Here is an 11,698-nt window from a genome sequence, read left to right on the forward strand (position 1 = left end):
TCGGCAGGTGCGCATCATCAGCCCTTCGGATGATGATGCGCCGGACGCCCTTGCTGCATACTCGTTGCGTCTTCCCTTCCCATCGGGCTTGCCCCGCGCGCGAGTGCTGGCGTCAATACACTCGTTCTCCGCAATGACACGCGTCGGCCGCATCGGCCTCGCCGTGCGCATGCTCTTGATGCTCTGTTCATTGCTGCTGTGCGGGCTGGCGCAGGCGGCGTCCGTGCTCGTGCTCTTGAGCGAGCCGGGCGGCGCCTATGGCGAATTTGCCGAGGCGCTGAAGAACGAGCGCAGCGCCCGCGGCGGTTTCTCCTTGGCAGTGGCGACGCGGAACGATTTCAATGCCGCCTCCCTGACCGCGCACGACGCCGTGATCGCAGTCGGTGCCGGGGCCCTGCGCACTGTGGTGCAGGCGGACGTGCCCACGCCCGTGCTCAGCGTGCTGGTGCCGCAGAGCGCATTCGAGTCGATGCTGGCCGCGGGCAACACGCGCCGCTGGTCGGCCATACACATCGATCAGCCCTTCATCCGTCAGGTGGACCTGATACGCATCGCGCTGCCCGAGGCCCGACGGATCGGCGTGCTCTTCGATGCCGCCGACCCGGAGCGCCTGCAGCCCTTGAAGAACGCCGTTGCCGGCACCTCGATGCAGATTTCGAGCGGCAGTTTCACCGGCGAGTCGTCGCTGTTCGCGGCGCTGTCTCAGGTGCTCGACAACGCCGATGTCTTCCTGGCGCTGCCCGATCCGCAGGTGCATAACGCGGGAACCATACGCAATCTTCTGCTCACGTCGTTTCGTGCGCGCGTGCCGGTGGTCGGCTTCTCGGCGGCGTATGCGCGTGCCGGGGCCGTCATGTCCCTGTATTCGACGCCGGAGCAGATCGCCCGCCAGACGGCGGACGCGATCGCCTTCTGGATGCGCGAGCGCACCTGGCCGACGCCGCGCCATCCTCGACATTTCACCGTGTCGGTCAACGCGCACGTCGCGCGCTCGCTCGGGCTTCGCATCGAGGATGGCGACGCGCTGCGCGATAAACTGGTCCGCCAGGAGCGACTGCCATGAAACGCTGGGGCATTCGGCAACGCGTGCTGCTGGTCGCGCTGGCGCCGGTCGTCGTGTTCGGCATCGCGGCCGGCATTTGGATGGTGCTGCACCGGCTGGCCGAACTTGAGAATGGTCTGGTCGAGCGCGGGCGCGCGACTGCGCGGCAAGTGGCGGCCACTGCCGACTACGGGGTGTTTTCCGGCAATACCGAGTCGCTGGTGTCGCTGATCGAAGCGGCGCGTCGCGAGCGCGACGTAAGCGGCATCATGGTTTCGAGTCGTGATGGCGACCTCGTGGTGTCCGGCGGCGAACTCAGTCCGGAAGCCTACGTGCCGGGCAGGCGCCCGGCGGGGCTTGCGCTGATCGAGCTCGAACATTCGTTGATGTTCGTCGAGCCGATACTGCGCAGTGCGGTACTCGACAATCCGGACGTATTCGACGGTCTGAGCGAGATGCCGGCCGATCGGCAGCCGGTGGGCTGGGTGCTGGTCGAGGTGTCGCGCCAGCGCGTCGATGCGATGAAGGGTGATTTCATCGTCACGACGGCCATCGTCGTCGCCGCTGCGCTGCTGGCAGCGAGTGCGTTCGCGATGCGCATCAGCCAGACGGTGACCGGGCCGGTGCGCGAAGTGTCGCGCGCGGTGCGCCGCATCGGCGAGGGAGATCTTTCCGCGCGCGTTTCGGTATTTGGCGGAGGTTCGCTGCGCGTGCTGGCCGAAGGCGTGAATGGCATGGCCGAGCGCTTGCTGCGCGCACGCGACGAACTCGAGGCAAGGATTGCGGACGCCACCCGCCAGCTGCGCAGCCGCACCGACGAAGCGGAGCGCGCCAATCATGCGAAGTCGCGTTTCCTCGCCGCCGCCAGCCATGACCTGCGGCAGCCCATGCACGCGCTGGGACTGTTCGTGGCCGAACTGGCCGAGCGCCTGCGTGGATCGGAGCACCGTACGCTGATCCGGCAGATCGAGGAATCGGTCGGCGCCATGGAAGATCTGCTCGACGCCCTGCTGGACATGTCCAAGCTCGACGCCGGCGGCGTGACGGTGCGCCGGTCGGAATTTCCGCTGCAGCCCATGCTTGCCCGCATCGTCGAGGACTTTGCCGCCGATGCGCTGCAACGCGGCTTGCGGCTGAAGCTCCGGGCAACCGATCTGTGGGTCGAGTCGGACCCCTTGTTGCTCGAGCGCATCATGATCAACCTGCTGTCGAACGCGGTGCGCTACACGCAGCGCGGCGGCGTACTGGTGGTCGTACGACGGCGCGGCGCCAGTGCGGTGATCGAGGTGCGCGACTCGGGGCCGGGTATTCCGCCCGAGGCGCACGACATGATTTTCGAGGAGTTCTATCAGCTGCAGAACCCGGCGCGGGCACGCGGGCAGGGCCTCGGCTTGGGTCTTGCCATCGTGCGCCGGCTGACCGGTCTGCTCGGGCACGACGTGGCCATCCGCTCGCGAGCGGGGCGCGGCTCGGTGTTCTCGATCGAAGTGCCGGTCGTTGCGGCGCCGGTCGGACGTCATCAGACGGGCGAACCGGAGCCGCTGCAGATGCCCCTGTCAGTGTTCGTCGTGGTGATCGATGACGACCCGGGGTCGCGCACCAGCATTGCCGGCCTGCTGGCATCCTGGGGGTGCGAAGTGCTCTGCTCGGCCAACCTCTCGGAAGCGCGCGACATGATGCGACAGCGCGACAAGGTGCCGTCGCTCATCCTGTGCGACTTCCGCCTGGCTGCCGTGGCCAGCGGTATCGACGTGCTCGACGCGCTGCTGGCCGAACAGAGCGGCGACATCGCGGCCGCGCTGGTGACCGGCGACACCGATCCGCAGGTTCGTCGCATGGCCGCCGCGCGTGGCTATCCAGTGCTGCACAAGCCGGTGCGTCCGGCCCGCCTGCGTGCGCTGGTACAGCAGGTCGTGCTCAGGCAGCAGAACCCGGTCGGCTGAGTAGCGGGCGGTCCTTGCGATAACTCCGGTACTTCGCTAACATCGCGGGTTTTCCTCGTTTCGAAGGAATCGTAATGGTCGTTATTCGCCTCGCGCGTGGGGGTGCCAAGAAGCGCCCGTTCTTCAACATCATCGCCACCGACTCGCGCAATCGTCGCGATGGTCGTTTCATCGAGCGCGTCGGTTACTACAACCCGGTCGCTCCTGAAGGCACCACCAGCCTGTCGGTCAACGCCGAACGTCTGGCCTACTGGCAGAGCGTCGGCGCCCAGCTGAGCCCGACGGTTGCCCGTCTGGTCAAGCAGCAGGCGGCCTGATCAAGCACGTTTCCGAAGCAATGGTCGTACTGGGGCGCATTGCCGCTCCGTTCGGCGTGCAGGGCTGGTTGCATCTGCAGGCCTTTGGCGACGATCCGCAGTCCTGGAAGGTCATCGAGCGTTGGCTGGTCAGCGCCGATGCGGATGCCGCGCCTGAGCTCTGGCGCGAGCTCAAGCTCGATGGCTTCAAGCTGCAGGCCAAGGGGCCCATCGTCCGCTTCGAGGGCTGCAACGACCGGACCGCGGCGGAAATGCTGGTCGGCCTGTACGTTGCCGCTCAGCGCCACGATCTGCCGGATACGGAAGATGACGAGTACTACTGGGGCGATCTGATCGGCCTCGACGTCGTCAATCAGTCAGGCGTGCGGCTCGGCCGTGTAGACCGGCTGCTGGAAACCGGTGCGAACGATGTGCTGGTCGTGGTCGATGACGCGGCCGGGGCAGAAAAGCCAGCAAAGCGGCCGGTAGAGCGCCTCATCCCCTTCGTTTCGGCGGTGGTGAAGGACGTGGACCGCGAAGCAGCGGTCGTGCGTGTCGAATGGGACGCGCAGTGGTAAGTGGTGTGCAAGCGGGGCGGCCGGTCACCTTCGAGGTGATTTCGCTGTTCCCTGAAATGTTTTCAGCCATCGAACGCAGCGGCATCACGCGGCGGGCGATGGAAAGATCGTTGTGGCAGGTCCGGCATACCAATCCGCGCGATTTCGCGACGGACGCGCACCGCACCGTTGACGACCGACCCTACGGCGGTGGTCCGGGCATGGTGATGCTGGCTGAACCGTTGGCCCAGGCGATCGCAAGTTGCAAAGCGCGTCATCCGGCACCGGTCAAGGTCGTGCATTTCTCGCCGGCCGGTGAGCGCCTGACGCACCGGCGGGTGATGGATCTGGCGGCGGAACCGGCGTTGATACTGCTCTGCGGTCGGTACGAGGGCATGGATCAGCGGCTGATCGACCGCGACGTCGATCTGGAGCTGTCCTTGGGCGACTTCGTGCTGTCCGGTGGCGAGCTGCCGGCGATGGCGCTGATGGACGCGATCATCCGTCAGCTGCCGGGCGCGCTGAACGATGCAGCGTCCGCGGTCGAGGATTCCTTCGTCGGCGGGCTGCTCGATTGCCCGCACTACACCCGTCCCGAAGTCTGGGACGGCAGGCCGGTGCCCGAGGTGTTGCTGTCCGGCGACCACGCGCGGATACGTCGCTGGCGCGCCGAGCAGGCGCTGGAACTGACACGCAGGCGTCGCCCGGATCTGCTGGCGCAGGAAGAGAAGTAGTTTTTTGCAGTACGCGGACGGCGGTCGTTACGCCGTTCCCTCAACAAACGCACGCATCACGGCAAACGTGCTCTGCGGCAAGGCAATGCCATAGACCAGGAGTCAAGACATGAATCTGATCCAGCAACTCGAGCAGGAAGAAATCGCCCGTCTGGGCAAGAACATCCCCGACTTCGCGCCGGGCGACACCGTCATCGTCAACGTGAACGTGGTCGAAGGCGACCGCAAGCGTGTCCAGGCTTACGAAGGCGTCGTGATCGCCAAGCGTAACCGTGGCCTGAACTCGAACTTCATCGTCCGCAAGATTTCCAGCGGCGAAGGTGTCGAGCGTACCTTCCAGACCTACTCGCCGCTGATCGCGTCGATCGAAGTGAAGCGTCGTGGCGACGTGCGTCGCGCCAAGCTGTACTACCTGCGTGAGCGTTCGGGCAAGTCGGCGCGCATCAAGGAAAAGCTGGCCAAGCGCAGCGCGCCGAAGAGCGCAGCCTGAGATCCGGCTGGCAGCAATAGAAAAGGGACCGCGAGGTCCCTTTTTTATTGCACGCGCGTCTGGCGCTTGTCGGCACTCACTTGTGCCCAGGCGGAGTGATTGTGGATGGACTCAAAGTTCTCCACTTCCAGCGTATAGGCGCGCACCCTTTCCTCGGTGTTCAGCCGGGCGGCGATGTCGCGCACCATGTCTTCGACGAATTTCGGATTTTCGTAGGCGCGCTCGGTCACGTACTTCTCGTCCGGACGCTTGAGCAGGCCGTACAGATCACAGGAGGCCTCCTGCTCGACGATGTCGATCAGGTCCTCGACCATCAAATTGCCTTCGATGACGGCTTCGATCGTCACGTGTGAGCGCTGATTGTGTGCGCCGTACTGCGAGATTTTCTTCGAACAGGGGCACAGGCTGGTGACCGGTACCAGCACGCGCAGCGTGAAGGTATAGCCGCCGTCCGACCCGACACGGGCGGTGAAGCCGACCTCGTAATCGAGCACGCTCTGTACGCCCGATACCGGCGCCGACTTCCGGCGGAAGTAGGGAAAGCGCAGCGATATCTCGCCGCTGTCTGCTTCCAGACGATCGAGCATGGCACGGACCAGAGCCTCGAAGGCCGGGGGGGCGAGCGGGGTGTCCAGGCCATTCAGCAGTTCGACGAAGCGGGACATGTGCGTGCCCTTCAGATGGGCAGGCAGGCTGACGAAGAGGCCGCAGTTGGCCACGGTGCCCTGTACCCAGCCATCGCGGCCACGCACGCTGATCGGGTGACGGATGCCGCGGATGCCGACTTTCTCGATCGGCAGCTCGCGCGGATCCAGCGTGTTCTGGACGTCGGGAATGGCGTGCGGATCGCGAGCATTCATGCTGAACCCCTGGTTTCTCTACATGATCATTTGTTGCATGTAGATTAACATCGGGTTCTGCCCTACTCAAGCTGCGACGCACGAAAAAAAGCCCGGCAGTGCCGGGCTTTCATCTTCGCCGAGGCCGGGCGTTCAGCGCGGGAGCGCCTGTAGTGCAGCGGTCAGCTGGGCGCGCACGCCAGCTGCGTCGAGCCCGACTTCCGCGTAGAGCAATGCCGGATCCCCGTGATCGACGAAGCGATCGGGCAAGCCGATGCGCAGCACGCGACAGGACAGGCCGGCGTTGTGGATCACCCGCTCGACCTCCGCGCCGGCGCCACCGATCAGCGCGTTTTCCTCCAGCGTGACGATGAGCCGGTGCTTCTGCGCGAGCTGGATCACCAGGGCTTCGTCCAGTGGCTTGGCAAAGCGCATATTGGCAACACTGGCGTCGAACTCGTCGGCAACCGCAAGCGCCGGCGTCAGCATGGCGCCGAAGGCGAGCAGGGCGGCATCACCCTCGCCGGTGCGCCGAAGTTCGCCGCGACCGATCGGCAATGCGGTCATCGTGTCCTGTGGTACCACGCCGGGGCCGCTGCCGCGCGGGTAACGCACGGCAGTGGGCCCCTTGTGCATGTACGCGGTGTAGAGCATCTGCCGGCATTCGTTCTCGTCGCTCGGCGTCATCACGACGAGATTGGGCAGACAGAGCAGATAGGACAGGTCGAAGGCGCCGTGGTGGGTGGCGCCGTCGGCACCGACCAGACCGGCGCGGTCCAGCGCCATCATGACCGGCAGGTTCTGCAGGCAGATGTCGTGGATGAGCTGGTCGTAGGCGCGCTGCAGGAAGGTCGAATAGATCGCGACCACCGGCTTGATGCCTTCGCAGGCAAGTCCGGCGGCAAAGGTGAGCGCGTGCTGCTCGGCGATGCCCACGTCGAAATAGCGCTGCGGGTACTCGGCGGCGTAGCGCACCATGCCCGAGCCTTCACGCATCGCCGGCGTGATCGCCATCAGCTTGTCGCAGCGGGCGGCCATGTCGCACAGCCAGTCGCCGAACACCTGAGTGTAGGTCGGCTTGCCGCCACTCTTGCCGGTCTGGATGCCGGCATGGTGATCGAACTTGCCGACGCCGTGATAGAGGATGGGGTCGGCCTCGGCCAGCTTGTAGCCGTATCCCTTCTTCGTGATCACGTGCAGGAACTTCGGGCCCGGCAGTTCGCGCAGGTTCTCCAGCGTCGGGATCAGCGCGTCGAGGTCGTGGCCGTCGATCGGGCCGTAGTAATGGAAGCCGAATTCCTCGAACAGCGTGCCCGGCGTGATCATGCCCTTCACGTGTTCTTCCGCGCGCTTGGCGAACTCGCGCAGCGACGGCGCGATCTCGAGCACCTTGGCGCCGGCGCGACGGGCGGCGTTGTAGGTGTGGCCGGACAGCAGGCGGGTGAGGTACTTGTTCAGTGCGCCGACGGGCGGCGAGATCGACATGTCATTGTCGTTGAGGATGACCAGCAGGTCGGCGTCCTCGACGCCTGCGTTGTTCAGCGCCTCGAACGCCATGCCGGCAGTCATCGCGCCGTCACCGATCACCGCGATACTGTGCCGCTTCTGCCCCAGGGCGCGGGCGGCGATGGCCATGCCCAGCGCGGCGGAGATCGAGGTCGACGAATGCGCCGTGCCGAAGGTGTCGTAGGTGCTTTCGCAGCGGCGCGGAAAGCCACTCACGCCCTTGTATTGACGCAGCGTCGCCATGCCTTCCCGACGACCGGTGAGTATCTTGTGCGCGTAGGTCTGATGACCGACGTCCCAGACGATGCGGTCGTCGGGTGTGTTGTAGACGTGGTGCAGCGCCACCGTCAGCTCCACCGTGCCGAGATTGGACGACAGGTGTCCACCGGTGCGCGATACCGATTCGACCAGAAAGGCGCGCAGTTCGGTGGCGAGCTGGGAAAGCCGTCGGCTGTCGAGTTTGCGGACGTCGGCCGGCGAATCGATCGTTTCCAGCAGCGGGTAGGCGCTCATCGTGTGCAGGGATCTGTCCATATCAGTGTTTCCTCGTCAGCACGAAATCCGCCAGTTCGCGCAGGCGACGCGCCTCGTCCCCGAAGGGTGAAAGGCTGTCGATCGCTTCGGCGTGCAGCTCGCGCGCGCGCTCCCGTGCGCGCGCAAGTCCCAGCGTGCTGACGTAGGTCGGCTTGTTCGCGGCGGCGTCCTTGCCGGCGGTCTTGCCGAGTGCCTCGGTACTGGCCTCGCAGTCGAGCACGTCGTCGACCACCTGGAAAAGAAGGCCGACAGTACCTGCATAGTGGTCCAGTCGCGCCTGTGCGTCTACGTCCAGTTGTCCGCAGGCGGCTCCGAGGCGGACCGCGCAGCGGATCAGGGCGCCGGTCTTGTGGATGTGCATGAACTCGAGTTCGGCCACGCCAAGCGCGATACCGACCGAAGCCAGGTCGATCGCCTGCCCGCCGGCCATGCCGCGCGACCCCGACGCGATGGCGAGCTGGCTGACCATCCTGACGCGGGTGTCGGCGGCGACGTCGCAATGTTCGGACAACAGCAAGAAAGCGAGTGACTGCAGGCTGTCGCCCACCAGCAGCGCGGTGGCGTCGTCGTACTGCACGTGCACGGTAGGCTTGCCGCGGCGCAGCACGTCGTCGTCCATGCAGGGCATGTCGTCGTGTACCAGCGAATAGGCGTGTATCAGTTCGACCGCACAGGCGGCGGCATCGAGTGCCGCGCTCGAGGCGCCCGACAGCGCACCGGCGGCGTGACAGAGCAGCGGACGCACGCGCTTGCCGCCGCCAAGGACTGCGTAGCGCATTGCATCGTGCAGTCGTGACGGCGCTACCGCCGCGGCGGGCAGGAAGCGGTCGAGTGCGGTTTCAGTGCGCGTCTGGACGGCAGCGACCCAGTCGGCGAAAGAGGGTACGGCGTCAGTCATGATCGCCATCGCCAACCGGCAGGTCGCGCAGCAGACCGTCCTCCAGCATCTGCACCTTCTGTTCGGCCGCGCTGAGCGCGGTCTGACAATGGCGCACCAGTTCGACGCCGCGCTGGTAGCGTTCGAGCGCACCGTCCAGCGGCAGCTTGCCGTCCTCCATCGCACGCACGATGGCTTCGAGTTCTTCGATCGCCTGCTCGAAGCTGGCGGGTGCGGAAGCCGCTTCTGCTTTTCTGGTCATGCTGATTGGGGCGTCGGGCAAACTCTGAAAAATAGCTGATCCACATCAGCCGGTCAAACGCGCAAGTGGTTATACTGCCCGGCTTTGTCACGCGTTTGCGTGCATCGTCCGTGGTCGCATGAATCCCTGCGCCGCGGGGTCCGCGATGGCAGGCACGCGGTTTTCCAACTTTGACTTCGGGGGTTGGGGAATGTCCGATATACAGTCCATTACCCGTCTTGAACCGGCGCAATCGCAGTTTCCGGTTTCCTGGTACTTCGATCAGCCGTTGTTCGAACTCGAGAAGCGCGTGCTTTTCGACAACGGACCGGGCTATGTGGGCCATGAGTTGATGGTGCCGAACGTCGGCGACTATCACACCCTCGGCTGGGCCGACGATGCGCTGATGCTGGTGCGCAACGAGGCCGGCATCGAACTGCTGTCCAATGTGTGCCGCCATCGTCAGGCCCTGATGATGAAGGGGCGCGGCAACACGCCAAACATCGTCTGCCCGGTGCACCGCTGGACTTACGACACGCGCGGCGAACTGCTGGGCGCGCCACACTTCCCGAACACGCCCTGCCTGAACCTGAAGCGCGAGCCGCTGCAGAACTGGAAGGGACTGCTGTTCTCCGGAAAGCGCGACATCGCCGCCGATCTGGCCGGCATGGAGGTCGCTCCCGCGCTCGACTTCTCGGGCTACATGCTCGACCACGTCGAGATGCACCAGTGCAACTACAACTGGAAAACCTTCATAGAGGTCTATCTCGAGGACTACCACGTCGAGCCCTTCCACCCGGGGCTGGGCAAGTTCGTCACCTGCGAGGACCTGAGCTGGCAGTTCGCGCGCGACTATTCGGTGCAGCGCGTCGGCGTGAACAACCGTCTGGCGCGTCCTGGCACGCCGGCCTACGAGCGCTGGCACCGCGCGGTGCTCGACTTCTACCGGGGCGAAGTGCCGCCGCACGGTGCGATCTGGCTGACCTACTACCCGAACATCATGGTCGAGTGGTATCCGCACGTGCTCGTCGTGAGCACCCTGTATCCGCAGTCGGTCGATCGCACGATGAATGTGGTCGAGTTCTACTACCCGGAAGAGATCGTGCTGTTCGAGCGCGAATTCATCGAAGCCGAGCGCGCGGCCTATATGGAAACGGCGCGCGAGGACGACGAGATCGGCGAGCGCATGGACGCTGGCCGGCGCGCGCTGATGAAGCAGGGCCGTTCCGAGGTCGGCCCCTACCAGTCGCCGATGGAAGACGGCATGCAGCACTTCCACGAGTGGTACCGGCGCGAAATGGTGGACTATCTTTGAGCGCAGCACGGTACAGCGGGCGTGACGGGGCACTTCGGTGCCCCGTTTTCTTGCCGGAGCAGGCGTCGTGAAGTCCTTGTGGATGGTGGCGGCCAGCCTGCTGTTCGCGTCCATGGGCGTTTGCGTGAAGCTGGCCAGCGAGGCGCTGCCCGCCTCCGAGATCGCTTTCTACCGTGCCTTCATTTCCTTGGCGCTGATCGCTGCCGTCATGCGCCTGCGCGGCGCGTCGTTCGCAACGCCGCACGCGGCAATGCATCTGAAACGCGGCGTGTCGGGGGCCATTTCGCTCATTCTCTATTTCCAGGCGATCGCGCTGCTGCCCTTGCCCACGGCCGTGACCCTGAACTACACCTCGCCGCTGTTCATGGCGGCCTGGCTGGGCTTCACCGTCAGTGGAGAGTTGTCGAAGCCGGTCGCGCTGGCGCTGGTGACCGGCTTTGCCGGCGTCGTTCTGGTCCTGCAGCCGACGCTGGACAGCGAGCAGTGGGTCGGCGGCCTGTGCGGCCTCGCTTCGGGGATGATCGCGACGATGGCTTATCTGAGCGTACGCGACCTCGGTCAGCTGGGTGAGCCGGAATGGCGCACCGTCCTGTACTTCTCGCTCTGCTCCTCGGTGTTCGGCGCCGTGTGGGCGCTGATCGACGGCGGCTTTCACCTGCCGGATCAGCGCACCTGTGCGCTGCTGCTGGGCGTCGGCGTGTTCGGCGCCGCAGCCCAGCTCTGCATGACCACGGCGTACAAGGGCGGGCGCACGCTGGTGTCGGCCAGTCTGGCCTACACCACGGTGGCCTTCTCCACGCTTTACGGCGTGCTGCTGTGGAACGATGTGCCGTCCGCTGCGGTCTGGCTGGGCATGGTGCTGATTGTCGCAAGCGGCGTGCTGGCGATGCTCAATCCGCCGCCGGCGAAGCTATAGTCGAAGTGCGGGGCGCGCCCCGCCTCTGTGTCGGCAGACCCCTGGAGGGAAGAAAAATGATCACGAGCGAATACAGCGGCAACCTGGTGACGGTGACGGCCTTCGGCGAATTCACGCTGGCCGACTATCGGGAGTTCGAGGATCTGGTCAATTACCGGATCAAGTTCGAAGGCGTCGTGAACCTGCTGATAGACCTGCGGCAGATGACCGACTTCACGCTCGACATGGCGCTCGAGGAACTGCGGTTCGCACGCGCGCACAGCCACGATTTCGGACGGGTCGCAGTGATCGCCGGCACGCCGTGGGTGGCGTGGACGGCCTGGCTGTCGCAGGTGTTCGTCGACGCCGACGTGACCGTGTTCGACGACGAAGCGGCTGCGCGCGACTGGCTTGCGGAGACCGTCTGAA

13 protein-coding genes are annotated in these 11,698 nt (G+C 65.3%); 9 read left to right on the top strand and 4 right to left on the bottom strand.

The genetic code is table 11. The features are described from left to right. Positions 1–7: 7 nt before the first annotated feature. The 6 genes from IV112_RS13380 (at position 8) to rplS (ending at position 5,062) form a co-directional block, all read left to right on the top strand. Positions 8–1,063, top strand: coding sequence for an ABC transporter substrate-binding protein (locus IV112_RS13380; RefSeq protein ID WP_304004053.1), 1,056 nt, complete (start codon positions 8–10; stop codon positions 1,061–1,063). Beyond that, a complete protein-coding gene (locus IV112_RS13385) occupies positions 1,060–2,985 on the top strand; it encodes a hybrid sensor histidine kinase/response regulator (RefSeq protein ID WP_304004055.1) in 1,926 nt (641 codons plus the stop codon). The genes IV112_RS13380 and IV112_RS13385 overlap by 4 nt, the downstream gene beginning before the upstream one ends. 74 nt (positions 2,986–3,059) lie before the next feature. Further along, positions 3,060–3,302 (top strand): 30S ribosomal protein S16, encoded by a 243-nt coding sequence (gene rpsP, locus IV112_RS13390; RefSeq protein WP_019919404.1) that lies wholly within the window; start codon positions 3,060–3,062, stop codon positions 3,300–3,302. A gap of 20 nt (positions 3,303–3,322) precedes the next feature. Beyond that, positions 3,323–3,859 (top strand): ribosome maturation factor RimM, encoded by a 537-nt coding sequence (gene rimM / locus IV112_RS13395; RefSeq protein ID WP_304004056.1) that lies wholly within the window; start codon positions 3,323–3,325, stop codon positions 3,857–3,859. Further along, positions 3,841–4,572, top strand: coding sequence for a tRNA (guanosine(37)-N1)-methyltransferase TrmD (trmD, locus tag IV112_RS13400; RefSeq protein WP_304004057.1), 732 nt, complete (start codon positions 3,841–3,843; stop codon positions 4,570–4,572). Before rimM ends, trmD begins: the two co-directional genes overlap by 19 nt. 109 nt (positions 4,573–4,681) lie before the next feature. Further along, positions 4,682–5,062, top strand: coding sequence for a 50S ribosomal protein L19 (rplS, locus tag IV112_RS13405; RefSeq protein ID WP_019919401.1), 381 nt, complete (start codon positions 4,682–4,684; stop codon positions 5,060–5,062). Between the two features lie 44 nt (positions 5,063–5,106). Here the strand turns inward: rplS and folE2 are convergent, their stop codons facing one another. The 4 genes from folE2 to xseB form a co-directional block, all read right to left on the bottom strand. Next, entirely contained in the window at positions 5,107–5,922 is an 816-nt protein-coding gene (gene folE2, locus IV112_RS13410) for a GTP cyclohydrolase FolE2 (RefSeq protein ID WP_304004060.1), read from the bottom strand. A 132-nt stretch (positions 5,923–6,054) separates the two neighbouring features. Continuing rightward, positions 6,055–7,941: a 1-deoxy-D-xylulose-5-phosphate synthase gene (dxs, locus tag IV112_RS13415; protein WP_304004061.1), complete on the bottom strand. Its 1,887-nt coding sequence runs from the start codon at positions 7,939–7,941 to the stop codon at positions 6,055–6,057. A gap of 1 nt (position 7,942) precedes the next feature. Continuing rightward, positions 7,943–8,839, bottom strand: coding sequence for a polyprenyl synthetase family protein (locus IV112_RS13420; protein ID WP_304004062.1), 897 nt, complete (start codon positions 8,837–8,839; stop codon positions 7,943–7,945). Beyond that, positions 8,832–9,080, bottom strand: a complete 249-nt coding sequence (gene xseB, locus IV112_RS13425; RefSeq protein WP_019919397.1) for an exodeoxyribonuclease VII small subunit — start codon at positions 9,078–9,080, stop codon at positions 8,832–8,834. The genes IV112_RS13420 and xseB overlap by 8 nt, the downstream gene beginning before the upstream one ends. Before the next feature lie 190 nt (positions 9,081–9,270). On the opposite strand from xseB, the gene IV112_RS13430 reads away from it, so the two are divergent. The 3 genes from IV112_RS13430 to IV112_RS13440 all read left to right on the top strand — a co-directional run bounded on the left by IV112_RS13430 (position 9,271) and on the right by IV112_RS13440 (position 11,697). After that, on the top strand, positions 9,271–10,374 hold the full coding sequence (locus IV112_RS13430; RefSeq protein WP_304004065.1) for an aromatic ring-hydroxylating oxygenase subunit alpha: 1,104 nt from the start codon (positions 9,271–9,273) through the stop codon (positions 10,372–10,374). Positions 10,375–10,441: 67 nt separating this feature from the next. Beyond that, positions 10,442–11,290, top strand: coding sequence for a DMT family transporter (locus IV112_RS13435; protein WP_304004066.1), 849 nt, complete (start codon positions 10,442–10,444; stop codon positions 11,288–11,290). 56 nt (positions 11,291–11,346) lie between these two features. Continuing rightward, on the top strand, positions 11,347–11,697 hold the full coding sequence (locus IV112_RS13440) for an STAS/SEC14 domain-containing protein (protein WP_020163630.1): 351 nt from the start codon (positions 11,347–11,349) through the stop codon (positions 11,695–11,697). Position 11,698: the final 1 nt, after the last annotated feature.

This window comes from Methyloversatilis discipulorum, assembly GCF_018780585.1.
In the GTDB taxonomy this organism is placed as follows: Bacteria; Pseudomonadota; Gammaproteobacteria; order Burkholderiales; family Rhodocyclaceae; genus Methyloversatilis; species Methyloversatilis discipulorum_B.

Bases quoted from the DNA above. Each gene is read 5' to 3' on its own strand.
- xseB (WP_019919397.1), bottom strand. From the start codon at position 9,080: ATGACCAGAAAAGCAGAAGCGGCTTCCGCACCCGCCAGCTTCGAGCAG.
- IV112_RS13440 (WP_020163630.1), top strand. From the start codon at position 11,347: ATGATCACGAGCGAATACAGCGGCAACCTGGTGACGGTGACGGCCTTC.
- rpsP (WP_019919404.1), top strand. From the start codon at position 3,060: ATGGTCGTTATTCGCCTCGCGCGTGGGGGTGCCAAGAAGCGCCCGTTC.
- dxs (WP_304004061.1), bottom strand. From the start codon at position 7,941: ATGGACAGATCCCTGCACACGATGAGCGCCTACCCGCTGCTGGAAACG.
- rplS (WP_019919401.1), top strand. From the start codon at position 4,682: ATGAATCTGATCCAGCAACTCGAGCAGGAAGAAATCGCCCGTCTGGGC.
- trmD (WP_304004057.1), top strand. From the start codon at position 3,841: ATGGGACGCGCAGTGGTAAGTGGTGTGCAAGCGGGGCGGCCGGTCACC.
- folE2 (WP_304004060.1), bottom strand. From the start codon at position 5,922: ATGAATGCTCGCGATCCGCACGCCATTCCCGACGTCCAGAACACGCTG.
- IV112_RS13385 (WP_304004055.1), top strand. From the start codon at position 1,060: ATGAAACGCTGGGGCATTCGGCAACGCGTGCTGCTGGTCGCGCTGGCG.
- IV112_RS13420 (WP_304004062.1), bottom strand. From the start codon at position 8,839: ATGACTGACGCCGTACCCTCTTTCGCCGACTGGGTCGCTGCCGTCCAG.
- rimM (WP_304004056.1), top strand. From the start codon at position 3,323: ATGGTCGTACTGGGGCGCATTGCCGCTCCGTTCGGCGTGCAGGGCTGG.
- IV112_RS13430 (WP_304004065.1), top strand. From the start codon at position 9,271: ATGTCCGATATACAGTCCATTACCCGTCTTGAACCGGCGCAATCGCAG.